General features: G+C 72.7%; 16 protein-coding genes. 12 read left to right on the top strand and 4 right to left on the bottom strand.

Annotated features, from left to right (window positions below):
• Window positions 1–86: 86 nt before the first annotated feature.
• The 3 genes from IIE03_RS23980 to IIE03_RS26230 all read right to left on the bottom strand — a co-directional run bounded on the left by IIE03_RS23980 (window position 87) and on the right by IIE03_RS26230 (window position 5,321).
• A complete protein-coding gene (locus tag IIE03_RS23980) occupies window positions 87–2,201 on the bottom strand; it encodes an alpha-glucuronidase (protein WP_408632870.1) in 2,115 nt (704 codons plus the stop codon).
• A 191-nt stretch (window positions 2,202–2,392) separates the two neighbouring features.
• On the bottom strand, window positions 2,393–3,637 hold the full coding sequence (gene manD / locus IIE03_RS23975) for a D-mannonate dehydratase ManD (RefSeq protein WP_192865294.1): 1,245 nt from the start codon (window positions 3,635–3,637) through the stop codon (window positions 2,393–2,395).
• Between the two features lie 124 nt (window positions 3,638–3,761).
• A complete protein-coding gene (locus IIE03_RS26230; RefSeq protein WP_225998243.1) occupies window positions 3,762–5,321 on the bottom strand; it encodes a glucuronate isomerase in 1,560 nt (519 codons plus the stop codon).
• 146 nt (window positions 5,322–5,467) lie between these two features.
• Here IIE03_RS26230 and IIE03_RS23960 point away from each other — a divergent pair, with 146 nt between their 5' ends.
• From IIE03_RS23960 to IIE03_RS23935, 6 genes are all read left to right on the top strand, one after another.
• Window positions 5,468–6,481 (top strand): LacI family DNA-binding transcriptional regulator, encoded by a 1,014-nt coding sequence (locus tag IIE03_RS23960; protein WP_192865293.1) that lies wholly within the window; start codon window positions 5,468–5,470, stop codon window positions 6,479–6,481.
• A 121-nt stretch (window positions 6,482–6,602) separates the two neighbouring features.
• Window positions 6,603–8,144 (top strand): mannitol dehydrogenase family protein, encoded by a 1,542-nt coding sequence (locus tag IIE03_RS23955; protein WP_192865292.1) that lies wholly within the window; start codon window positions 6,603–6,605, stop codon window positions 8,142–8,144.
• Between the two features lie 162 nt (window positions 8,145–8,306).
• Entirely contained in the window at window positions 8,307–9,446 is a 1,140-nt protein-coding gene (locus IIE03_RS23950; protein ID WP_192865291.1) for a Gfo/Idh/MocA family protein, read from the top strand.
• Window positions 9,443–10,480, top strand: a complete 1,038-nt coding sequence (locus IIE03_RS23945) for a DUF6807 domain-containing protein (protein ID WP_192865290.1) — start codon at window positions 9,443–9,445, stop codon at window positions 10,478–10,480. The genes IIE03_RS23950 and IIE03_RS23945 overlap by 4 nt, the downstream gene beginning before the upstream one ends.
• 190 nt (window positions 10,481–10,670) lie before the next feature.
• The gene (locus tag IIE03_RS23940) at window positions 10,671–11,582 is read left to right on the top strand and encodes a cupin domain-containing protein (protein ID WP_192865289.1); all 912 of its coding nucleotides are present in this window, start codon (window positions 10,671–10,673) and stop codon (window positions 11,580–11,582) included.
• Window positions 11,583–11,807: 225 nt separating this feature from the next.
• Window positions 11,808–14,528 (top strand): exo-rhamnogalacturonan lyase family protein, encoded by a 2,721-nt coding sequence (locus IIE03_RS23935; RefSeq protein WP_192865288.1) that lies wholly within the window; start codon window positions 11,808–11,810, stop codon window positions 14,526–14,528.
• A gap of 56 nt (window positions 14,529–14,584) precedes the next feature.
• Here the strand turns inward: IIE03_RS23935 and IIE03_RS23930 are convergent, their stop codons facing one another.
• Window positions 14,585–16,645: a DUF2264 domain-containing protein gene (locus IIE03_RS23930; RefSeq protein WP_192865287.1), complete on the bottom strand. Its 2,061-nt coding sequence runs from the start codon at window positions 16,643–16,645 to the stop codon at window positions 14,585–14,587.
• 101 nt (window positions 16,646–16,746) lie between these two features.
• Here IIE03_RS23930 and IIE03_RS23925 point away from each other — a divergent pair, with 101 nt between their 5' ends.
• The 6 genes from IIE03_RS23925 (at window position 16,747) to IIE03_RS23900 (ending at window position 23,591) form a co-directional block, all read left to right on the top strand.
• Complete coding sequence (locus IIE03_RS23925) at window positions 16,747–17,829, top strand: substrate-binding domain-containing protein (protein WP_192865286.1); 1,083 nt, start codon at window positions 16,747–16,749, stop codon at window positions 17,827–17,829.
• Between the two features lie 253 nt (window positions 17,830–18,082).
• A complete protein-coding gene (locus IIE03_RS23920) occupies window positions 18,083–19,360 on the top strand; it encodes an ABC transporter substrate-binding protein (protein ID WP_192865285.1) in 1,278 nt (425 codons plus the stop codon).
• 229 nt (window positions 19,361–19,589) lie between these two features.
• On the top strand, window positions 19,590–20,903 hold the full coding sequence (locus IIE03_RS23915; protein WP_192865284.1) for an ABC transporter substrate-binding protein: 1,314 nt from the start codon (window positions 19,590–19,592) through the stop codon (window positions 20,901–20,903).
• A 95-nt stretch (window positions 20,904–20,998) separates the two neighbouring features.
• Window positions 20,999–21,991 (top strand): carbohydrate ABC transporter permease, encoded by a 993-nt coding sequence (locus tag IIE03_RS23910; RefSeq protein ID WP_192865283.1) that lies wholly within the window; start codon window positions 20,999–21,001, stop codon window positions 21,989–21,991.
• The gene (locus IIE03_RS23905; RefSeq protein ID WP_192865282.1) at window positions 21,988–22,830 is read left to right on the top strand and encodes a carbohydrate ABC transporter permease; all 843 of its coding nucleotides are present in this window, start codon (window positions 21,988–21,990) and stop codon (window positions 22,828–22,830) included. Before IIE03_RS23910 ends, IIE03_RS23905 begins: the two co-directional genes overlap by 4 nt.
• Window positions 22,827–23,591, top strand: coding sequence for a hypothetical protein (locus tag IIE03_RS23900; protein ID WP_192865281.1), 765 nt, complete (start codon window positions 22,827–22,829; stop codon window positions 23,589–23,591). Before IIE03_RS23905 ends, IIE03_RS23900 begins: the two co-directional genes overlap by 4 nt.
• Window positions 23,592–23,624: the final 33 nt, after the last annotated feature.

The following is a 23,624-nucleotide window of genomic DNA, read 5'->3' as shown; positions in this document are numbered from 1 at the left end:
GCCGGACGGCGGGCAGGCGCGACCTTTCCGGCGGTTTCGGTTCCCGAGCGGCCGGCCGCTCGACAACACCCGGCCGCTCCCGGGGTTCAGAAGATGGTGCGGCCCTGTTCGTCAGGGATTCCTGACTTCCGGTAGAAGTACGTGTTGATCTGGTCGCGCCACTCGATCGCGCTGCGTCGCTGCTCCGCGAGGCGTTCGGACACACGGCCCGCGAGGCGCGCCGCGTCGTCGTCGGACATCGCGTCGCCGGACAACGAGCCGAGTACCCGCTCCCACGCGGCGACGAACTCCTCCACGCGCTCCACGCCCTCGAAGTGCGTGTCGTAGATGTGCTGGATCACGGTCTTCCCGGAGCGCAGCACGTGCGTGTACGGGACGTGGTGGAAGAACAGGAGCAACTCGTCGGGGCAGGTCTCGAGCGATTCGTAGACCGAGGCCCAGGGCTCCGGGTACAGCCCCGCGTACCCGGTGCCCGTCGCCACCGTGCGGTCCACGCCGATGCCGTCGCGGTCCGCGAAGTGGTAAGTGCCCCACGGCGTGTACTCGTAGCCGTCGACGTCCGGGCCGTAGTGGTGGCCGGGCCGCACCATGAACCCGACACCGAGGGGCGACGTGTACCGTTCGTACGTCTCCCACGACTCGTCGAGGATCGTGTGCAGGGCGTCGACGACGTCGGCCGGTGCTCCGGGGAACGTCAGCGAGATCCACTCGTCGAGCAGGCCGACGGCGTCCGCGGCGGGGTCCCAGGTCAGCCGCCCGTAGGCGTAGAGATTGGCCTGCGCGAACGGGTGACCGGTCCAGAACTCGTCGTCGCCGACATTGGACACGGCCACGATGCCGCCGGAGGGCGCCACGATCCCGGCCACCGACGTCGGCGAGGGGATACGGCTCGCGCTGTCAGCGTCACCGTCGCTGTCCGGACCGGTGAAGTCGAAGTCCAGGATCTCGCTCCACTGGCGGCCGAGGTAGACCGCGTGCTTCTGCTGGCCCGTGTACTCCTGCGTGACCTGGAGCTCCAGGGCGACCCGGGTGCGCGGCATCGCCGCGAGCACCGGAGACGCCGGCTCGCGCACCTGGAAGTCCATCGGGCCGTACTTGACCTGCACGATCACGTTCTCGGCGAACCGGCCGTCCAGCGGCGCGAAGTGGTCGTGCGCCGCCCGTGCCCGGTCGGTGGAGCGGTCGCGCCAGTCCTGGCGGTGGTCGTAGACGAAGGCGCGCCAGTGCACCAGACCGCCGTGCGGGGCGACGGCCTCGGCGAGCATGTTCGCGCCGTCGGCGTGGTCGCGTCCGTAGGCGAACGGCCCGGGCTGCCCCTCGGAATCGGCCTTGACCACGAACCCGCCGAAGTCGGGGATCTGGGCCCAGACGCGGTCGGCGGCGTCGCGCCACCAGTCGGCCACCGCCGGGTCGAGGGGGTCGGACGTGTCGAGCCCGCCCAGCGTCATCGGCGCCGCGAAGGACACCGACAGGTGCACCCGGATACCCCACGGCCGGAACGCCGCGGCGATCCGGGCCACGTGCGGCAGGTCGTCCGTGAGCAGCCGGGCCTCGCGGGCGTGCACGTTGACGTTGTTGATCGCCACCCGGTTGATGCCTGTGGACGCGAGCAGGCGCGCGTACGCCTCGACGCGCGACAGGTCCGCGCGCACCGCGCCGTCGTCGTAGAAGATCGAGCCGCCCGCGTATCCGCGCTCGACCTGCCCCATCACCGCGTGGACGGCGACGTTGTCCCAGTGGTCGAGCATCCGCATCGCGGTGGCGGGCGCGTGCCGCTCGACGAGATCCGGCCCGCTGAACGCGGCCTCCCCGAGTCGCACGACATGAAAGAACCCGTACAGCAGCCCCCGGTCGCAGGCAGCCTCGACGACGACGCTCCCGTCGTCCCGCGACAGGCGGAACGACTCGTCGGCCTCCGGCTCGCCCGCCGCCTCCGGCTCACCGACCACGCCATCCCGCGTGATGGGAACGCATCCACCACGCAGGATGGCGTTGTCGTCGGTCGTGGCGTGGTCGCCGGGGGCCGGGGCGGCGGCCGGCTGCGGGCCGGCGTCGTCCTCGATGATGGTCAGGACGAGGTCGGCGTCGGCCACGCCCGAGCCCGACTCCAGGCGGCTGAACGAGCCGCCGTGGGCCGCGGTGGCCGCCGCGACCTCGGCGGCCACGGTGCCGACCAGCGCGCCGTCGCCGCGGATCGCCACCCTGCGGCGGCCGATCGCCGCGAACGCGGCGTCGGGGAGCCAGGCGGCATGCGGCCGGGCCGGGGCCGCGCCGGCCGGGGGCGACCCGGTGCGTGGCCCGGAGGCATGTGGATCGGGCCGCCGGGCGTCGTCGGGCGAACCGCTGGAGGCGTCGTCGGGGATGCTGTCCGAACTGCTGCGGGGGGTGGAGTTCACCAGTCGTGGACCGTTCCGTCGAGGGTGCGGTTGATGGGCAGGTACGCGGGTGTGTACTCGAAGCGTGCCGCGAGATCCTCGTCCAGGTCCACCCCGAGACCAGGGTTCACCCCCGGGTGCAGCAGCCCGTCGGTGAAGGTGTACGACGTGCGGAACACCTCCAGCGTCGTGTCGCTGTGCTTCATGTACTCCTGGATGCCGAAGTTGTGGATGGCCAGGTCCAGGTGGAGGGCAGCGGCCATGCCGACGGGCGAGACGTCCGTGGGCCCGTGCATCCCCGAGCGGATGCCGTACAGGCCCGCGAAGTCGAGCAGCTTCTTCATGTGCGTGATGCCGCCGGTGTGGGTCACGGCCGAGCGCACGTAGTCGATGAGCCGCTCCGTGATCAGGGTCTGGTAGTCGAAGGCGGTGTTGAACACCTCGCCGATGGCGATCGGCGTCGTGGAGTGCTGCCGGATCAGGCGCAGGGCGTCCTGGTCCTCGCCGGGCGTGGCGTCCTCCAGCCAGAACAGGCGGTACGGCTCGAGGTCGCGCGCCAGCCGGGCGGCCTCGATCGGACGCATCCGGTGGTGGCCGTCGTGCAGGAGCGGCAGGTCCGGGCCGAACTCGTGGCGCACCGCCTCGAAGACGCCCGGGATGTGCCGCAGGTACGCCGCGGTGTCCCACTGCTCCTCGACAGGCATGGTCCGGCCTGCGACGACGTTCCGCTTGGCCGGCTCGTAGTCGTACCGCTGCCCGGGGCGCTGGTCGCCGGCGACGCCGTACACCTGGCCCAGGCCCGGCACGCCCGTCTGGACGCGGATCGCGCGAAAGCCCAGGTCGAGATGGTTCCGGATGGAGTCGAACAGCGCCTCGGTCGTGGTGCCGGACGCGTGGCCGTAGGCAAGCGCGCCGGCGCGGGAGGCGCCGCCCAGGAGCTGGTAGAGCGGCTGCCCGGCGACCTTCGCCTTGATGTCCCAGAGGGCGACGTCGACGGCGGCGATGGCGGCCATGGTGATCGGGCCGCGCCGCCAGTAGGCGCCCCGGTACAGGTACTGCCAGGTGTCCTCGATGTTCGCGGGGTCCCGGCCGATCAGCAGCGGGACGACGTGGTCGGTGAGGTAGGCGGCGACGGCCAGCTCGCGGCCGTTGACGGTCGCGTCGCCGAGGCCGACGACGCCGTCCGACGTCGTGATCTTGAGTGTGACGAAGTTGCGGCCGGGGGAGGTGAGGACCACCTCGGCGGATTCGATCTGGGACATGCGGAAACGTTCTCCTAGCTGGTGAGAGCGATCGGTCGGATGTCGAGAAGTCGGTCCGTTGTCGAGCGGTCGGCTCCTCGAGCGACCGACCACACGACATCCGGCCGACGGCGGATGGCTCCGGTCAGGCGGCCGGGGCCGGGTAGGCCTTCTTCGGGAGGTGGTAGGCGAGGTCGGCAGCGGTGTCGACCGCTTCGTCGAGGTCGAGGCGGTGCTCGACGACGAGCCGCGCCAGGTAGCCGGCGTCGATCCGGCGGGCCAGGTCGTGGCGGGCGGGGATCGAGCAGAACGCACGGGTGTCGTCCACGAAGCCGGACATGTTCGAGAACCCGGCCGTGCCCGTCGCCGCCTCACGGAATCGGCGCATCGCGTCCGGCTCGTCGAGGAACCACCACGGCGCGCCCAGCCGCAGCGCCGGATACACCCCGGCCAGCGGCGCCAGCTCGCGCGAGAAGGTGTCCTCGTCCACGGTGAACGCGATCATCCGGAAGTTCTCGGCATGGCCGAACGCCTCCAGCACGGGCCGCAGGCCGTTCGTGTACTCGGTGACGACCGGGATGTCGTACCCCTTGTCCGGACCGAACGTCGCGTGTCGCTGCGTGTCGTGGTTCCGCAGCACGCCCGGGTGCAGCTGCATGACCAGCCCGTCCTCGCACGACATCGCGGCCATCTGGAACAGCATGTGCGCGGAGAACGCGGCGGCCTCGGCGGCGGTGACGCCGTCGCCGGCGAGCGCGCGGGCGAAGAGGTCCGTGGCGACGTCGTCGGGCAGCGGCGTCGTGTCCGCGCTGAAGTGGCCGTGGTCCGTCGCACTGGCACCGGCCGCGACGAACGCGCGCCGGCGCTCGCGGAGCGCCGCCAGGTAGCCGGCGTAGTCGCCGATCTCGATGCCCGACGCCGCGGCCAGGCGCCCGACGTCGTCCCGCCAGGCGGGCTGGTCCAGGTGCAGCAGCGGGTCCGGCCGGAAGGTGGGCACGACGCGCGGCGACGAGGCGCGAGCGCTGTCGTCGGTCACTCCCTGAGTGATCGGCAGTTCGAACTGCCGATCACTCAAGGAACGACCGACCCCGGAGCTTGCCGCCTCCGCGGCTCCGGCCCTTGCCGCGGCGAACTCGGGGAGGGCGCCGAGCTCCGTGGCGAGGCTCCGGTGCTGCTCCAGGTCGCTCCATGCCGGGTCGGTCGTGGCGAGCGTCTCGATGCGGAACTCGTCGAGCAGGGCGCGCGGGCGGAAGCCGGGCTCCGCGAGGCGCGCGGCGATCCGGTCGTAGATCGCGTCGGCGGTCTCGGCCGACGGGCGCTGCGTCACCCCGAAGATCTCGACGAGCTCGTGCTCCAGCCAGTACCGCGTCGGCGTTCCGCGGAAGTGCTTCCAGCCCGCGCAGAACCGGCGCCAGATCGCGCGGGGATCGGTCTCGAGCCCGGGCGTTCCCGCCGGTCCGACGCCCAGCGCGGGCAGCGGCGTGCCCTGGGACACGAGCATCCGCGTGAGGTAGTGGTCGGGGACGACGAGCAACTGCGCGGGGTCGGGGAACGGCTCGTCGTCGGCGAAGGCGGCGACGTCCACGTGCCCGTGCATCGACACGATCGGGAGGTCACGGGTGGTCTCGTAGATCTCGCGGGCGACGGGTCGGGTGGTCGGGTCGGCGGGGAGCGCGCGATCCGGGTGCAGGGTCCATTCGGTCATGCCGGGCCTCCTGGGCATCGTTGCCGTGCGAACGTTTGCATCCTACCCGAGCGCGGTCGGGCGGTGGTCGGGTGGGATGTGCGGTTGCGCGGTGGCGGTGGGTTGTGCAAACGTTCGCGTAACAGATCTGGCCACGAGGAGGTGCCATGGCAACGGTGCACGACGTCGCCCGGGACGCCGGTGTCTCCATCTCGACGGTCTCGCGCTCCTTCGATCCGCGCAGCAAGATCTCGCCGGCCACCCGTGCGCGCGTCCTGGCGACCGCCGAGCGGCTCGGCTACCGGCCCCATCCCGTGGCGCGCGGCCTGCGTACGGGGCGCACGCATGCCGTCGGGCTGCTCGTCCCGGACCTGGGGAACCCGTTCTTCGCCGCCATCACCAAGGCCGTGCAGGCCCGCGCCCGCGCCGAGGGCTACGAGGTGTTCGTCGCCGACTCCGACGAGGACGCCGACGTCGAACCCGAGCTCATCCGCGCGCTCGCCACACGCACCGACGGCCTGCTCGTCGCGTCGCCGCGCGCGGACGCCGCCACGCTCCGCGAGGCCCTGGACGGCGTGACCGCCGTACTGCTCAACCGGGAGCTGCCGCCGGCCACGACCGACATCGTTCCGGGGATTCCCGCCGTGACCCTCGACGACGCCGACGGCGTCGCGCAGGTCCTCGGTCACCTGAGCTCCCTCGGCCATCGGACGGCGGGCATCGCCGCCGGCCCGACGGCGTCCTGGTCGAGCGTGCGCCGGGTCGAAGGGCTGCACGCCGCGGCCGAGCGCTGGGGTGTCCGGCTCATGGAGCTGGGCGAGTTCCGGCCGCACTTCGCGGGCGGCACCCAGGCGGCCGATCACGCGCTGGCCGGCGGAGTGACCGCCGTCGTCGTCTTCAACGATCTCATGGCCCTCGGCGTGCTGGACCGGCTGCGGCAGCGCGGGGTCGACGTCCCCGGGGAGATGTCCGTCGTCGGATACGACGACGTCCCCCTCGCGACGCTGGTCACGCCCGCCCTGACGACGGTGCGGGTGCCCCTGGACCGCCTGGGCCGGCGTGCCGTCGACCTGCTGCTGGCGCGACTCTCGGGGACGGCGGCGACGAGCGCGCAGCTCCCCGTGGAACTGGTGATCCGCGGCTCGGCGGGACCGGCGCCAGCGAGGAAGTCGCCCGCGTAGCCCGTGAGGTTCTTCCCGGAACGGGCCGGACGCGGGAACGGCCGCGTGGCGCGCCGGGATCGCATGCTGTCGGCGCCTGACATCCGTGACAGGCCGCCATCGACGACGGAGGAGGAACACCATGACTGACAGGCTCCGCAGGGATGCACTTCCCGAGGGCGTGGCCGCACCGGTGAACCCGGAACGGGTCGGGATCGTGCACCTGGGCATCGGCGCGTTCCACCGCGCCCACCAGGCCGTGTACACGGAACGCGCGATGTCCGCGACGGGCGATCTCGGCTGGGGCATCCTCGGGGTCACCCAGCGCTCGGCCACGGTCCGCGACCAGCTCCGCCCGCAGGGCGGGGTGTACGGGGTGCTGACGGCCGGCGCGACGGCGTCCTCGCACGGGCTCGTCGTCGGCGACGACCTGCGGCTGGATCTCGTGGGCGCGGTGGTCGACGTCGCCTACCCCGCCGAGGAGACCGCGCGGGTGCTCGCCGCCGTCGCCGCGCCGACCACGCACGTCGTCACCCTGACCATCACCGAGAAGGGCTACGCCCGGCTGCCCGGCGGCGGCCTCGACGTCGGCCGGGTGCGTGCTGATCTCGACGCGCTCGCGGCCGAGTCGTCGATGCCGGGGGCCTCGCCCGCACCGGCGTCGTCGGCCATCGGGTTGCTCGTGCGCGGGCTGGCCGCGCGGCATCGCGCCGGCGACGCGCCCCTGACCGTGCTGACCTGCGACAACATGGTCGACAACGGGCATGTCCTGGAGCGGCTCGTGCGCGAGGCCGTCGATGCCGCGCTGCCCGGCTCCGAGGGCGACGACCTGCGCGCCTACCTGGACTCCCGCGTGGCGTTCCCGTGCTCGATGGTCGACCGTATCGCCCCAGCCACGACCCCCGGCCAGCGTGACGCCGTGGAACGGGCGCTCGGGGTCCGCGACGAGGGGCTCGTCGTGGGCGAGCCCTTCGCGCAGTGGGTGGTCGAGGACCGGTTCGCGGGACCACGACCCGCCTGGGAGCACGCCGGGGCCACCCTGACGTCCGACGTCGCGCCGTACGAGCAGGCGAAGCTGCGCCTCCTGAACGGGACGCACTCCCTGATCGCCTACGCGGGAGCACTCGCGGGCCACGCCACGATCGCCGAGGCCGTGGCGGACCCGCACATCGCGGGCCATGCCCGCACCTATCTCTTCGAGGACGCCCTGCCCACGCTCAGCCCGCCGGACGGCGCCGACCTGCGCGCATACGGCGAGGAGATCCTCCGCCGCTTCGCGAACCCGCACACCGGGCACACCACCATCCAGGTGGCGATGGACGGTACCCAGAAGATCCCGTTCCGCTGGGGCGGCGTCCTGGCGGACCGCCTCGAGGCCGGCCGGGTCCCGCAGGGGGTGTCGTTCGCCCTGGCGTCGTGGGCGCGGTTCGTCCACCGCCGCACGCTGGCGGCGCGCGGCCAGGGCGCCGACGTGCCCGGCGGCTCGTGCGACGGCGTGGACGACCCGCGGGCCGAGGAACTGGCCGCGCTGGTGGGTGGCTCGGACATGGCGACGTCGGGTGCGGGCGCCGCCGGGGCGCCGGCACCCGAGGAGGTGCGCAGGCTGATCGAGCTGCCGGGCCTCCTCCCGGCCACGAACGAGGCCCTGGTGGAGGCCGTCCTGGAGGCGGCGGCGGACCGGTAGGGGTGGCCGCGCAGAGGGCTCGGCCGTGGTCCCCGGCGGATCCGCCCGCCCTCCGGCGGGCAGGCCACCGTACGGAAAGCCCATTCCGAATCCCGTCACCCCTGGGTAGGGTCGTACCGAATCGAATCGAACGGGTAGTCGACGACGACAGGGAGCACCCGCATGAGAACCACGATTCTGGGCACCGGCGCCATCGCCGGCCAGCACGCCCGCGCGATCCGCGAGCTCGCCGCACACGGCATCACCGCGCAGGTCACGCACGCCGTGGACATCGACGCCGACCGCGCGGCACGGTTCGCCGCCGAGCACGACGTCCCGCGACACGGGACGTCCCTGGCCGAGGCCCTGCCGGAGACGGACGTCCTGCACGTCTGCACCCCGCCCGGCGCCCACCTGGACGCCACGCTCGCGGCGCTCGCGGCCGGGGTGCATGTGATCGTCGAGAAGCCGGCGGTCCTCTCCCTCGCCGAGCTGGACCGGATCGCCGTGGCCGAGAGGTCCGCGGCGCCGGCCAGGTCCGGCCCGGGCACGGCGCGGTTCACGCAGGTCGTGCAGCACCGGTTCGGTGCCGGCGCCCTGCGGCTGCGCCGACTGCTCGACGACGGCGCGCTCGGCCGCCCGCTCGTCGCGACCTGCGACACCCTGTGGTTCCGCCCGCCCGCCTACTTCGACGTCCCCTGGCGTGGCCGCTGGGACACCGAGGGCGGCGGCCCCACCATGGGGCACGGCATCCACCAGTTCGACCTGCTGCTCGCGATCTTCGGCCCGTGGACCGAGGTCACGGCGATGGCGGGCCGCCTGGCCCGGGAGGTCGACACCGAGGACGTCTCGATGGCGATCGTGAGGTTCGCGAACGGCGCGATGGCGAGCGTCACCAACAGCCTGCTCTCCCCGCGCGAGACCTCCGGCCTGCGGTTCGACACCGAGCGGGCCACCGTCGAGCTGTCCCACCTGTACGGGTACTCCGACGAGAACTGGACCTTCACCCCTGCCAGGGGCCAGGACGAGGCCGCGCGGCTCTGGATCCCGGAGCCCGATGCCCTACCGAGCGGGCACACCGCCCAGTTCGTCCCGACGTATCAGGCGTTCGCGACGGGTGAGACCCCGCCCGTGACGGTGGACGACGCACGCGGCACCCTCGAGCTGGCCGCCGCGATCTACCGGTCCGCGTTCACGGGCGCGCCGGTCCGCGCCGGGCAGATCGGCCCGGACGACCCGTTCCACGAGTCGATGCGCGGCACCGGGCCGGAGTGGGCGCCGGTCAAGGACGTTCCGGCCGGGATCGAGGAGGTCGTCCGATGAGCGAGTCGGTGAGGGCGCCCGAGGACGCGCCGCGCGAGGTCGGTCCGGGACTGCGCCTCGACGACGACGGGACCGCATTGAGCTGCGATCTCTTCACCTATGTCTACCGGCCGAGCGACGTGCAGTACGAGTCGCCGCGCCCGTACTTCCACCCGATCCGGACGGCCGGCGGTCGCGAGGTGAGCGCCTACCGGCCCTGGGATCACGTGTGGCACAAGGGTATGGCGTGGTCGCTGCCGAACGTCGGGCCGTGGAACTTCTGGGGCGGGCCCACCTATGTGCGCGAGCAGGGCTATCGGAACCTGACCAACGACGGCACGCAGGAGCACGAGCGGTTCGCGAGCGTCTGGACCGACGGCGAGGCCGCCGGGTTCCGTGAGGACCTGGCCTGGCGCACCACGCCGGCCGGGTGGGAGCCGCCCGGACCCGACGGCTCGTACGGTCCGGGCGGTCCGGTCGCCGGCGCGCCAGGCGACGTCGTCGTGCGTGAGCGGCGGTCCGTCCGGGCGGCCGGGCGCGACGACGCGTGGGTGCTCACCTGGCGCTCGGAGATGACGAACGTGACCGACGGCCCGCTCGACATCGGCAGCCCCACCACCAACGGCCGCGAGAACGCCGGGTACGGCGGGCTGTTCTGGCGCGGGCCGCGGTCCTTCACCGCGGGGGTGGTGCTGGCCCCCGGATTCACCGGCGACGCCGAGGAGGTGCGCGGCGAACGGTTCGAGTGGCTGGGCGTCGTCGGCCGGCACGACGGCGCCGCACCCGGGCCCGATGGCGGTTCGGCCGCGTCGACGGTGCTCATGGTGGACCCCGGGACCAACCCCGGCGGCATGCCGCAGTGGTTCGTGCGGTCGTCGCCGTTCTGCTGCATCTGCCCCGCGCCGTTCTTCAGCGCGGAGGTGCCGTTCGGCGCGGGTGAGACGCTGACGTTCGAGTACGCGGTCGTGGTGGCCGACGGCGAGTCGGACGCGACCCGCGCGGACCACCTGGCAGGTCTGGGCCGCGGCGAGCTGGGGTCGTTGGCCACGGTCTGACCAGACATCCCTGAGGCGTCGAGCAGCTCGGCCGCGTGGTCGGTCGGATGTCGGCTGTGGGCGGTCGGATGTCGAATGGTCGGTCCCCCGAGGGGCCGACCATTCGACAAGACGTCGATCACGCGACAACTCGCCGACCGCACGGCGTCGGATCGGCCGCATCGACCCACCGCACCTGGAGGCGATCGACATGGTAGAGCAGTCAGTGACCTTTCCTGGCGGGACGTCCGTCTCGCACCTTCGTGTGTACGACTGGCCCGCGCCCGACGCGCCGGGCGGGTCCGGCACGCCGCACTTTCACACCACCTCGACCGAGGCGTACGTGGTGGTCGGTGGCCGCGGGCGCGTGGAGACGCTCGGTCCGCAGGGCTGGGCGTCGCACGGCCTCGTGCCCGGACGGATCGTCTGGTTCTCGCCGGGTGTGATCCACCGCGCGATCAACGACGGCGGGCTCGAGGTGCTGGTCCTGATGTCGAACGCCGGGCTGCCGGAGGCCGGCGACGCCGTCTTCACCTTTCCGCCGGAGGTCCTCGCCTCCCAGGACGCGTACGCCCGGGCGGCGGCACTCCCGGCGCCATCCCCTCGCACCGACGACGCTCCTCCCGCTGAGCATGGCCGGCTTCGAGTCGACGACGCGTCCGTCGCCGAGCGTGACCCGCTTCGGGGCGACGACGCGCTGCCGCCAGGTGGCCGGCCACCGGGTGCGCCGTCGTCGGGCACGTCGTCGGACACACCGTTGAACCCGCTCGACGACATGGCCCAGGACCCGGCCGTCGCCGCTGCCGCGCTCGCCCGGCGCGACCTGGCGCTCGAGGGCTACCGCGCACTGCGCGCCGCGGTCCGGGACGACGGGCCGACGGCGCTGGAGCCGCTCTGGGCCGCGGCGGCGCGCCTGGTCGCGGGGCGGACCGCGGGGTGGCGCGAGGTGTGGACGGCATCGGTGGGCCGCGCGCTCCGGGAGACCGACGCCGCGCTCGCGGCGCTGGCGGAGGCGGACCCGGCGACACTGACACGCGGTGCCGTGGCCTCGATCGACGCGTCTCCCGGCCCACGCCGGTACGGCATGTGCGGACGCCTGCGGGTCTTCCCCTCCGGGCAGTAGCACGCGCGGACCAGCGAACTGCCGCACCGCACGGCCGCGCTGTGCCGTCGCAGCGTTCCGTCGCAGCGTGCTGTCGCTGCGAGCGGGCGCGTCGTCCGACCGGGCACCGCACGCCCGCACACTGTCCGAATGTGTCCGTTCGGACGCCCGCGACGGTCGGCGGTCACCACGATGGTGACGCCAACCATCCACCGTCACGGAGCAGTGACGTCACGAAGGAGTGACATGGCCAACGTCAGTCGTCGTACGGTCCTTGGCTCGGCCCTCGCCGCCGGAGCGGCCGCAGTGGTCGGCCCGGAGATCGCCACCGCGGCGCCCGCGGGACCATCCGTGCCCCTCACCGGCCACGACCCGATCGAGGTCCGGTGGCTCGACCGCGCCGCACCCGCCGCGCTCGCCGCCGGCGTCACCTGGGGCGTCCCCTGGCCTCGCGGGGCCCTCCCGGGGGACCAGCGATTCGCCCTCACCACGGACTCGGGCACCGCCGTCCCCGTGCAGACGTGGCCCACCGCCTGGTGGCCGGACGGCACCGTGAAGTGGACCGCCCACGCGGTCGGCGGGGACGTCCCGCAGGCCGACGCCTTCCGGCTCGCCCCCGGAAGCCCCGCCACGGGCACGCACCGGATCACGGTCAGGGAGCGTCCCGGCCTCGTGACCGTGGACACCGGAGTCATTCAGGTGGCGTTCGGCGGCCACGGGAACAAGGTCGTCCGGTCGGTGCGGCGCGGCCACCAGATCATCGCCCACTCGGGCCGGCTCGTCGCCTCCCGCCAGGACCGGCCGGACACGGACGGTACCTCGCCCGCGCGGCACGAGTCCTTCACCGGATCCGTCGACCGCGTCGAGGTGGAGCAGGACGGCCCGGTGCGCGCCGTCATCAAGGTCACCGGCAAGCACCGGCACGGGAACCGGGAGTGGCTGCCGTTCGTCCTGCGCTTCTCCCTGTTCGCCGGGTCCGACGGGATCCGGCTCGTCCACACCTTCTTCTGGGACGGCGACGAGGACCGGGACTTCCTCACCGGCCTCGGCGTGCGCTTCACCGTCCCCATGCGCGGCGAGCTGTACGACCGGCACATCCGGCTCGGGGACAGCGGCGGCGGCGTCCTGTCCGAGGCGGTGCGGGGCATCACCGGCCTGCGCCGCGACCCGGGCCACGCCGTCCGGCAGGCGCAGATCGCGGGCCGCGCACTGCCCGACCCCAGCACGTGGGACCAGCGCGTCACCTCCCGCCTGCACTGGATCCCGGCATGGGGCGACTACAGCCTCAGCCAGCTCACCGCGAACGGGTACGAGATCCGCAAGCGCACCGGGCAGGGACACACGTGGATCCGGTCCGACGGCGGGCAGCGCGCCGCGGGCCTCGGGTACGTCGGCACGCCGTCGGGCGGCCTGGCCTTCGGCATGCGGAACTTCTGGCAGCTCCACCCCACCGAGCTGGAGATCACCGGTGCCGCCGGCGACGACGCCGAGACCACCGTCTGGATGTGGTCCCCCCGCGCCGAGGCGATGGACCTGCGCTTCTACCACGACGGCATGGGCCAGGACACCTACCCCGAGCAGCTCGACGCCCTCGAGATCACCTACGAGGACTACGAGCCCGGCTTCGGCACGCCCTACGGCGTGGGCCGGACCACCGAGCTGATGTTCTGGGCGCTCGCGGCCACGCCGGACGCGGCGCGTTTCGCCGAGCTGGCCGCCGCGACCGCGGCCCCGCCGCTGCTCGCGAGCAGCCCGGAGCACAACCACGAGGCGGGCGTCTTCGGTTCCTGGGCTCCCGTGGACCGGTCCACCCCGGCGAAGGCACAGATCGAGGACCGCCTCGAGGCCATCCACCGATACCACCGGGAGCAGGTGGAACAGCGGTCCTGGTACGGGTTCTGGGACTACGGCGACGTCATGCACTCCTACGACCGTGACCGGCACCAGTGGCGGTACGACGTCGGGGGTTACGCCTGGGACAACTCCGAGTTGTCGCCGGATCTGTGGCTCTGGTACCACTACCTGCGCACCGGCGACGCCACCGCCTTCCGGTTCGCGGAGGCGATGACCCGGCACACCAGCGAGGTGGATCAGTACCATCTCGGGCAGTGGAAGGGCCTGGGCACCCGGCACGGCGTGCTGCACTGGGCGGACAGCGCCAAGCAGGTCCGGATCAGCAACGCGAACTACCGGCGCTTCTACTACTTCCTCACCGGCGACGAGCGGACCGGCGACATCCTGCACGAGCTGATCGACTCCGACCGGACGTACCTGGTGCTCAACGCCACCCGCAAGATCGACGGGTCCACCGGTCCGTACGATCCCGATCCCGCGGCGCTGCCGATGAGCAAGACCACGGACTGGAGCGCCGTCGCCGGGGCCTGGCTCACCGAGTGGGAACGGGGCGGCGACCCGCGAGCGCGTGAGCGGCTGCTCGCCAGCGCGAGATCGATCGCGGCACTGCCCAACGGCTGGGCGCAGGCAGGCGGGACGTACAACCTCCGGACGGCGAGGTTCAACCCCGAGACGGAGCCGACCGTCAGCGTCGGCAGCCTCAGCTCGGTGTTCGGGCTCATCGAGGTGATGACCGAGTTCCTGGAGCTCGTGGACGAACCCGAGGTCGAGGCCAAGTGGGTCCAGTTCTGCCGGCTCTACAACTCGCCTCGCGAGGACCAGATCGCCGAGACTGGCTTCTCCTGGGGCAACCAGAACCTGCGCCAGGCGTACTCCCGGGCCACCGCGTACGCGGCGCACAAGCTGGACGACGACGCCCTGGGTGCCCGCGCCTGGCAGGAGCTGCGCACCGGCCACGCGGGATACCCGGACGACCACGAGTGGGCGTCGCGGCGTGTCGAGCCACCGTTCGTGCTCCGGGCGATCGACGAGGCGGACTTCTCGTCGAACGCGAGCTCGCAGTACGGCCTCGCGGCCGTCCAGTGCCTCGCGCTGGTCGGGGAGCACCTGTGATCAGAGCGACGGCGGGACCCGGCTGACGAGCCCCGCCGCCGTCCGCTCACAGCAGGTCAGGCGGCGGGCGGGTGGTGCCCGTCCGTCGCGTGAGCGACGGGGACCACGTCGACGGCTCCGTCCGCCCACAGCACCCGGACGGAGCCGTCGTGCACGACGACGCGCGCGACGGACGCCGGATCCTCCGGCAAGGGCTCGCCGGTCAGCACCACCAGAGCCGCCGCCACCTCACCGGGGTCCGACGGCGTGCCGTCCGCCAGCCAGGGCGTGACGGACGCCCGGCCGAGCGGGTCGGCGCCGGTGCGCTCGACAGTTCCCGCTCGGTCCAGTCCCCGCAGAGCCACGACCAGGGACGACAACCCGTCGGCGCGGGTCACCCGGGCCCTGCCCGCGGCGGTCTCGGACGCGAGGGCCGCCGCGTCGTCGTCGGCCAGCGGCCATCCGCCCAGCCGTACCGTCCAGGGCCCCGGGTCCCGCGGCCAGGCGGCGTCGTGGTCCGGTCCGTCGGCCGGGCCCGACGCCGCCGGGCCGGCCTCCTCCCACCACGCGAGCCGGACCTCGTGGCGTCCGCGTACCACGCTCGCCGTGACGAGCCACGGGCCGTGGCGCAGTCCGGCAAAGCCGGCCGCGTCGCCCGCGTTGCTCGTCCCGCCGAGGTCGTCCCCGCCGGGCAGGTCGAGCCAGTGCACCCGTGACCGGGAGACGGCCACGTGATCGGTCAGGTGCACCGGAACGACCGCATCGCGGTGCGACGGGCGGCCGGCGGCGTCCAGCAGCGCGACGTGGCTCTCGGCGGGCCACGCGACGGCCTCCGCCGCGAGCTGCGGGGACGTCGCCGTGGAGTAGCCCAGGCGGCGGTAGAACGGGTCGTCGGCACGAGGCCCGGTCGAGCCCTCACGAAGCCGGTCCGACCCATGGTTCAGCACACGCACCAGGCCGTCGCCGGTCGTGGCGGAGACCAGCCACCCCGGGGCACGCAGCAGCACGACGTCGTCGCGCGTCCAGGGGCCGGGGAGTTCCGCCGGGGAGCTCCAGACCGGATCCTCGGCGGGGAGAAGCAGGCCGAGAAACGCCTTGCTCGCCCAGTAGGGCGACGCGGCGCCGGAGTAGAGCTGGCGGATGCGGTCGTAGCGCCCGTGCCAGCCGACGGGAAGCAGCCCGTCGTCGTCCACCGCGCCCGCGGACGTGAAGTGATCCAGGACCGCCGCCGTCAGGGCGCGGGTCTGCCCGGGGCGCAGCGGTGTGGCATCCGCGAGGGCGCCCGCCCAGAACGGTGCCAGTGTCGCGAAACGGTAGGTGGCCGAGCGTCCCTGGAGGAGCGGGGCGCCGTCGGGCCCGACGAGGTGCTGTGCCTGGCCCAGGTAGGCGCGCAGGCGCTCCGCGTGCCGGCGCTCCAGCGGCCGGCCGGCGATCCGTGCGTGCAGCACGGGATAGAAGTGCCAGGCCCAGCCGGCGTACCAGTCGAACGAACGCAGGGAACCGTCGCGGCCCGTGCCGTCGGAGTACCAGCCGTCCCCGACGTACAGGCGTTCCGCGAGTTCGTGGTTGCGGTCCAGGTCGGCCTGGTCCCACGGCCCGCCGACGGACCGGAGGAACTCCTCGATCACGTTCTGGAACCACAGCCAGTTGTTGCCGTAGCCGTCGGTGCCGACGACGCCCGCGAGCCAGTCCACGGTGCGCTCCCGGGTGCCCGCGTCGAGACGGTCCCACAGCCACGGCCGGGTCTCGGACAGCCCGGCGGCGACCGACGCCGCTTCGACGACCGCCTGCCGCCGCTCCGCGATCGTGGGCCACCGCTCCGCCCCGCGCGGGTCCGTGCCGTGCGCCAGACCGGTGGCGAACCGCTCGAGCAGGCCGTGGGGGTCCGCGCCGTCCTCGCCCCGCACCCGGAACGCCGCGAGCAGGAAGGTGCGTGCGTATCCCTCCAGCCCGTCGGACCACCGGCCGGACGCGCTGACCGGGCCCGGGAGCGACACCAGTGCGCGCCCGGGCGAGGAGAACGACTCCGTTGCGGCCAGCAGGTCGTCGGCCAGGTCCAGCCACCGGTCGCGTGTCCAGCGCCGGGCGGGGCCGAGGGGTGAGGAGGGCGCTTGCGTGCGCCGGGTCTGCGTCGTCACCCCGGGAGTCTGCCCCGCGACGCCGTCACGTCCTGTCCGTTCGGACAAAACCGTGCACACCTCGCTACAGTTCGGGACGTCGACGGAGACGGAGGACGACGATGCATCTGCCCCGGGCGCGCCAGGAGTTCCTGCTGCGGGAGGTCGAACTGCGCGGGAGCGTGCGCTCCGCGGAGGCCGCGGCGCGACTGGGCGTCTCCGAGGTGACGATCCGGCGCGACATCATCGAGCTCGACCGGGCGGGAAAGCTGGCGCGGGTGCACGGAGGTGCGGTGGCACGCCGCTCGGCCCGTGGTCCCGAGGCGGCCCGGGCGATCGTGGGCGTGATGGTGCCGAGCACCACGCACCACTTCCCGCCGCTGATCCGGGGGATGGAGGCGCTCGCGCCCGAGTTGCGGGTGCGGCTCGTGCTCGGCGTCTCGCACTACCACCCCGAGGTGGAGCAGGCCCAGGTGGAGCGCCTCGTCGCCCTCGGGGCGGCGGGCCTGGCCATCGCTCCGACCACGCACCGGCGCCACGCCGCGGACGTGGTGGCGTGGGCGACCTCGATCCCGATCCCGGTGGTGCTCGTCGAGCGGAGCCTGGACGGCGTGGCCAGGGCCCGCGAGCTCGACGTGGTCCGCACCGATCACGTGTACGGGGCCGCGCTGGGAGTGGAACACCTGGCGGGTCTCGGCCACGAGCGCATCGGCCTTGCGGTGTACGACCGGACGCCGACCGCGCCGTCGGTCCGTGAGGGATTCGCACGTGCCGCGCAGAGCCTGGGCCTGCGGTCCGGCCCCGACGCCGTGCTGCCCAAGGGTGAGGACGACCCCGCGTCGCTGACGGACGTGCTCGCACGGTTCCTCGACGAATGCCGGGAGTCCGGGACGGACGCGGTGCTGGCACACACGGACTATCACGCGGCCCGCCTCGTCGAGACAGCCCTCGACCGGGGGTGGCGGATCCCGGAGGACCTGGCCGTCGTGGCGTACGACGACGAGAACGCCGAGCTCGCGGCGATCCCCCTCACCGCCGTGACGCCGCCCCGGCTCGAGGTCGGACGCGAGGCCCTGCAGCTCCTCGTGGATCGGGTGAACGACCCGGATCCCGTGTCGCGCCCCACCCGCCACCTGGACCTCCTGCCCCGGCTCACGATCCGCGCCTCCTGCGGGGCGCACCCGCGAGGCGAGGCGCACACATGAGGCGAGGCGCCCCGCCGGAGGCCGCGCCGTCGTGCTCGGTGGCTGCGCGCCCACCGGCCGCAGGCCGTGGCCGACCTCGGCCGGGAGGTTCCCGGCCGACCCGAGGCGAGCGGAGTCCCGCCGGTGATCCGGCCACTGAATGTTTCTGTCCGTTTCCGTCCGGAGCGACCCGCTCGTCGTGCACCATCGTGCGCGAGATGCCGGGTGCGCCGACCGCATCCCGGGCAGGGCGGGACGAGCAAGGAGGCTCAGGATGAGAAGGCAGACGGGCACCGCCGCGGTGCTGGCGGTAGTCGCGCTCGCGGCAGCGGGCTGCGGCGGGAGCGGGCAGGGCGGTGAGGGTGAGGACGTCGTCCTCGACTTCGCCTGGTGGGGCGACGAGACGCGCGCGGAACGCTACGAGCAGGCGGTCGCCCTCTTCGAGGAGCAGAACCCGGGGGTCGACGTGCGGACGAGCTACGCGTCGTTCTCCGACTACTGGACGGCGCGGAACACCGAGGCGGCAGGTGGGGCTCTGCCGGACGTGATCCAGATGGACGTCGCCTATCTCGCGGAGTACTCGCTGAACGGGCAGGTCGCTCCGCTCGACGAGCACCTGGGCGAGACCATCGACGTCTCCGAGATCCCCGAGTCGCTGCTGCCGTCGGTCCAGGTGGACGGGCAGACGACGGCGATCCCGACCAGTACCAACACGCTCGGCACGCTCTACAACGCCGACACGATGGACGCGCTGGGCCTCGACATCCCCGAGGACGGCCCGCTGAGCTGGGACGACTACGACGCGCTGCTGACCGACATCGCCGAGGCCGGGGCCGAGGAGGCGGAACCGGTCTACGGCGCCTCCAACTACACGACCGTCTTCTGGCTGTTCCAGATCTGGCTCGCCCAGCAGGGCAAGGCCCTGTTCGACGGCGAGGGCGGCCTGGGCTTCGACGAGGCCGACCTCGCGGAGTGGTGGGGCCGGGCGGAGCCGCTCTACGAATCGGGCGCGTTCGTCCCGCAGCAGCAGCTGGACCAGATCGAGGGCGCGGACGCGATCGGCCTCGGCGTCACCGCGAGCGAGACGAGCTGGGACAACTTCCTGGTGCGGTTCAGCGAGGGCGCCGGGGGCGCCGAGATGGTGATGGTCCCGCCGCCGGCCGACGACCCCGACGAGCGCGGTCTGTTCCTCAAGGCCTCGCTCATGCTCTCCATGGCGTCGAACACGGACCACCCGGAGGAGGCGGCGTCGTTCATCGACTTCATCGTCAACGACCCGGAGGTCGGGGAGATCTTCGGCATGTCGCGTGGTGTCCCGGCGTCGTCGGCCGCCCTGGAGGGGTGGGAGGCGGAGGGCCTGGACGCCCAGATCCTGGAGTACGAGCAGTCGGTCCAGGACTACGTGTCTCCCGCCCCGCCGCCCGCCGTCGGCTTCGGCACGATGGAGGCGGAGTTCGCGCGGATCGCCGAGGAGATCGGGCACGGTGCGGTCACCGTCGACGAGGGCGTGGACCAGTGGTTCGAGCTCGCCGAGGCCGCGATGGCCGGCTGACGCTCGCCGAGGCCGCGATGGCCGGCTGACGACCCTCCGGAGGCCCGGGCGCGGCCCGGGCTTCCGATCCGTCACGAATTCGTGACCTATTCGGAACGTTCCGAGGGCTGGACAGCGCTTCCCGCGCGTGTTGTATCGTTTCATTCGTGTGGTCCGCACCATGGCGGACCCGCCCATGTGCGAGACGGACCGCGGTCGATGCAGACGGCGGGAGAGCAAGGAGGCTCCGATGAGAATTGCGCGCAAGGCTTCGGGCGTGGTCGCGGGCGCCGCGGCAGCGGCGCTCGCTCTGACCGCTTGTTCCGGTGGCAGCGGGGAGGCGGGGGCGGGTGACGCCCTCGACACCGAGGAGGAGATCACCCTCAACCTCGCCTGGTGGGGAGACGACACCCGCGCTGCTCTCTACGAGGAGGCCGTGGAGCTCTTCGAGGAGGAATACCCGAACATCGACGTCACCACCACCTTCGTGGCGTGGGACGACTACTGGACGGCGCGGAACACCGAGGCGGCGTCGGGCACGCTGCCGGACGTCATGCAGATGGACCTGTCCTACCTGCGCCAGTACGGCAACAACGGCCAGCTCCTCGACCTCAGCGAGGCGTTCGACGTGAACCTCGACGTCTCCGGCCTCGAGGAGGAACTGCTCGCCGCCGGCACCGTCGAGGGCGCCCAGCTCGGCATCCCCACCAGCACCAACACGCTCGCGCTCTTCTACAACGCGGACGTGCTGGAGCGGATCGGCATGGAGCCGCCCGCGGAGGGGTACACCTGGGACGACCTCAACGACTGGATCGTCGAGGCCACCGAGAAGGGCGCGGGCGAGGACCCGGTGGTCTTCGGCGGCTTCGACTACGTGGGTACCCTCTGGTTCTTCATGCAGCGGCTCATCCAGCAGGGGATCGAACCGTTCACCGAGGACGGGCAGCTCAACTTCTCCGAGGAGGACGCCGCGGCGTTCCTGGAGAGCACCGCCGAACTGCGCGACTCGGACGCCGTCTACCCCATCGAGCGGACCAAGCAGATCGAGCCGCTGACCGGCTTCATGGTCAGCGAGCAGGCCGCCGAGATGACCTGGGACAACTTCATGGCCGGCTACGTGGCCGAGACGGGGGAGAACATCGAGATCCTCCCCATGCCGTCCGGCGACAACGGGCCGCAGCAGTTCTGGAAGCCGTCCATGCTGCTCTCGGCGTCGGCGAACACGGACCAGCCCGCGGCCGCCGCGACGCTGATCGACTTCCTCATCAACGAGCCCGCCGTCGGCGAGATCTTCGGCACCTCGAAGGGCGTGCCGGCCACGGCCGCCCAGCGCGACGCGATGGCGCTCGAGCCGGGATCCGTCGACGAGGAGGTCACCCAGTACGAGGAGGACGTCGCCGACCTGGTCACCGAATCCGCACCGCTCCCCGTCGAGGGCTTCGGCGCCATCGAGGCCGAGTGGAAGCGCCTGCACGAGGAACTGCTCTACGAGAACGTGACCGTGGACGAGTTCGTCGAGCAGTGGTTCGCGTTCGCGGCCGACACCATGCCCGCGGCCGAGTGACCCGCCACACCTGAACGCAAGACGGCGTTCCGCCCCGCGCGCCGGCTCGCCGGCCGGCGCGCGGGGCCGGGACACCGCCCTACGGAGGTCGATCCATGCCCACCACCACCGCGGTGCCCGGCGGCGCGCCGCCCCCGCCCAGCGCGCAACAGCTCGCCCGGGGCGAGGGGGACGCACCGGCCCCGGGCCGCTCCGTCCGGCGCTACCGCCCCGAGGACACCCGGGCCGGGTACGCGTTCGTGTCGCCCTGGCTCCTCGGGTTCGTCGCCCTGACGGCCTTCCCGATGCTGGCGTCGCTGTACCTGGCGTTCACCGACTACAACCTGTTCCGCGCGCCGGAGTTCGTCGGCCTGGACAACTTCGCCGACCTGTTCACCGACCCGCGGTTCCTGCAGTCGTGCCAGGTCACGGCCGTGTACGTGTTCGTCGGCACGCCGATCAAGCTGGCCGCCTCCCTGGGCGCGGCGCTGCTGCTCAACACGAAGCACCGCGGCCAGGGCGTGTACCGGTCGATCTTCTACCTGCCGTCGCTGATCGGGGCGAGCGTCTCGATCGCGATCATCTGGCGGGCCATGTTCATCGACGACGGCGTGGTCGACCAGATCCAGCAGCTCGTCGGACTCCCCGCGGGCGGCTGGGTCGGCAACCCCGACATGACCATGCCGATGATGATCCTGCTGGCGGTGTGGACCTTCGGCGCGCCGACGGTGATCTTCCTGGCGGGTCTCAAGCAGGTCCCCACCGAGCTCTACGAGGCGGCCGAGGTCGACGGCGCGGGACCGGTGCGCCGGTTCTGGAGCATCACGGTGCCGATGCTGTCCCCGGTGGTGTTCTTCAACCTGCTGATGGAGACCATCAGCGCCTTCCAGGTGTTCAGCTCGGCGTTCATCATCTCCGGCGGCACCGGCGGGCCGGCCGGCTCGACCCTGTTCTACACGCTCTACCTCTACCTGCGCGGGTTCCAGGACTTCCGGATGGGCTACGCCTCGGCGATGGCCTGGGTGCTCGTCATCGTGGTCGGCATCATCACCGCGGTGCTCTTCCGCACGTCCCGCAGCTGGGTGCACTACACGGGAGATGTCCGATGAAGGCCACACGACGACTGCGCTCCCTGGTGTTCCACGCCGCGGCGGTGGCCGCGTCGATCGTGGTCCTGTACCCGGCCGTGTGGATGGTGATGTCGTCCTTCAAGCCGGGCAACCAGATCATCGGCAACACCAGCATCCTGCCCGAGACCTGGACCCTGGAGAACTACGTCACCGCGTTCGGCGGGATCGGCGGGGTGCCGTTCACCTCGTTCGTGTGGAACTCCGTCGTGCTCGCCGTGCTCTCCGTGGTCGGGACCGTGGCCTCCTCGGCCGTGGCCGCCTACGCCTTCGCCCGGGTCTCGTTCCCTGGCCGGAACGTCATGTTCGCCGTCATGATCGGCACGCTCCTGCTGCCGTTCCACGTGGTGATCATCCCGCAGTACATCATGTTCAACTCCGCGGGCCTGGTGAACACGTACGTGCCGCTGCTGGCCGGGAAGTTCCTGGCCTCCGAGGCGTTCTTCGTGTTCCTCATGGTGCAGTTCATCCGCGGTATCCCGCGCGAGCTCGACGAGGCCGCGCGGATCGACGGCTGCGGCCACGGGCGCACCTTCGGCCTGGTGATCCTGCCGCTGATGCGTCCCGCCATCATCACGACGTCGATCTTCATGTTCATCTGGTCGTGGAACGACTTCCTGGGCCCGCTGCTGTACCTCAAGGACCCCGACCTGTTCCCGCTGCCCATCGCCCTGCGCCAGTACGTCGACCAGACCTCGGTCTCCGACTACGGCGCCCAGATGGCGATGGCGGTGCTCGCCCTGGTCCCCGTCGCGCTGTTCTTCATCATCTTCCAGCGCTACCTCATCCAGGGCGTCGCCACCCAGGGGCTGAAGGGATGAGTCGCACGACGACGCCGACGACGGCGGCGCGCCGTGCCGCCCGACGCGCGGCCCGGACGCGGGACACGGAGTCGCGCGGAGCGTTCGGGCTCTTCGCCGAGACGTTGCTGGTGGGCGTCCTGGTGATCGCGGCGAGCGTGCCGGTGGTGACGCTCCCGGCCGCCCTCGCGGCCGGTGTCGCGCACCTGCGGCGGTACCTCGCGGGACTGCCCGCGAGCGGCCGGACGTTCGTCCGCGACTGGCTCGCCGCCGTGCGCGACCTGTGGGGCCTCGGCCTCATGGTGCTCGCGCTGGCCGCGGTGCTGGCGGCGAACGTGCGGGTCGCGGCCTCGGGCGCGCTCCCGGGCGGCGACGCGGTCGTGGGGGCGACGACGGCGGCCGGGGCGATCGCGGCGGTGATCCTGCTCCGCACGGCCGGCGCGTGGTCGGGCCCGGAGGGCCTGACCACCTGCGGGAGCCCCACGGCGGCGTCCGACGGCGGTCGGCGGGCCGGGGCCGACCGCGCCACCGGCTCCGGCGGGGCGGGTCGCGACGGCGGGCCCGGCCTCCGGACGCCGCTCCGGCGGGCCTGGGCCGGGACCCGGGACGACCTGACCGGCTCGGCGCTGCTGCTCGTCGCGCTCGGACTGTGCGGGGTACTCGTCTGGATGCTGGCCCCGCTCGTGCTCGTCGTCGGCGGGCTGCTCAGCCTGGCTATCACCGCCGTCGAATCCCGTCACCACACCGGATCCGGCGCAGCCGGTCCGGCTCCGTCCACCTGAGGTTCCCGGCCGGCGCATGAACTTGCCGCGTAT

It is taken from the genome of Myceligenerans pegani (assembly GCF_014892515.1).
Classification (GTDB): Bacteria; Actinomycetota; Actinomycetes; order Actinomycetales; family Cellulomonadaceae; genus Myceligenerans; species Myceligenerans pegani.
This window is presented reverse-complemented; position numbering and strand designations above follow the sequence as displayed.

Excerpts from the sequence above, each read along its gene's own strand:
- manD (WP_192865294.1), bottom strand. The coding sequence starts at position 3,637 with ATGTCCCAGATCGAATCCGCCGAGGTGGTCCTCACCTCCCCCGGCCGC.
- IIE03_RS26230 (WP_225998243.1), bottom strand. The coding sequence starts at position 5,321 with ATGACCGAATGGACCCTGCACCCGGATCGCGCGCTCCCCGCCGACCCG.
- IIE03_RS23960 (WP_192865293.1), top strand. The coding sequence starts at position 5,468 with ATGGCAACGGTGCACGACGTCGCCCGGGACGCCGGTGTCTCCATCTCG.
- IIE03_RS23955 (WP_192865292.1), top strand. The coding sequence starts at position 6,603 with ATGACTGACAGGCTCCGCAGGGATGCACTTCCCGAGGGCGTGGCCGCA.
- IIE03_RS23950 (WP_192865291.1), top strand. The coding sequence starts at position 8,307 with ATGAGAACCACGATTCTGGGCACCGGCGCCATCGCCGGCCAGCACGCC.
- IIE03_RS23945 (WP_192865290.1), top strand. The coding sequence starts at position 9,443 with ATGAGCGAGTCGGTGAGGGCGCCCGAGGACGCGCCGCGCGAGGTCGGT.
- IIE03_RS23940 (WP_192865289.1), top strand. The coding sequence starts at position 10,671 with ATGGTAGAGCAGTCAGTGACCTTTCCTGGCGGGACGTCCGTCTCGCAC.
- IIE03_RS23935 (WP_192865288.1), top strand. The coding sequence starts at position 11,808 with ATGGCCAACGTCAGTCGTCGTACGGTCCTTGGCTCGGCCCTCGCCGCC.
- IIE03_RS23925 (WP_192865286.1), top strand. The coding sequence starts at position 16,747 with ATGCATCTGCCCCGGGCGCGCCAGGAGTTCCTGCTGCGGGAGGTCGAA.
- IIE03_RS23920 (WP_192865285.1), top strand. The coding sequence starts at position 18,083 with ATGAGAAGGCAGACGGGCACCGCCGCGGTGCTGGCGGTAGTCGCGCTC.
- IIE03_RS23915 (WP_192865284.1), top strand. The coding sequence starts at position 19,590 with ATGAGAATTGCGCGCAAGGCTTCGGGCGTGGTCGCGGGCGCCGCGGCA.
- IIE03_RS23910 (WP_192865283.1), top strand. The coding sequence starts at position 20,999 with ATGCCCACCACCACCGCGGTGCCCGGCGGCGCGCCGCCCCCGCCCAGC.
- IIE03_RS23905 (WP_192865282.1), top strand. The coding sequence starts at position 21,988 with ATGAAGGCCACACGACGACTGCGCTCCCTGGTGTTCCACGCCGCGGCG.
- IIE03_RS23900 (WP_192865281.1), top strand. The coding sequence starts at position 22,827 with ATGAGTCGCACGACGACGCCGACGACGGCGGCGCGCCGTGCCGCCCGA.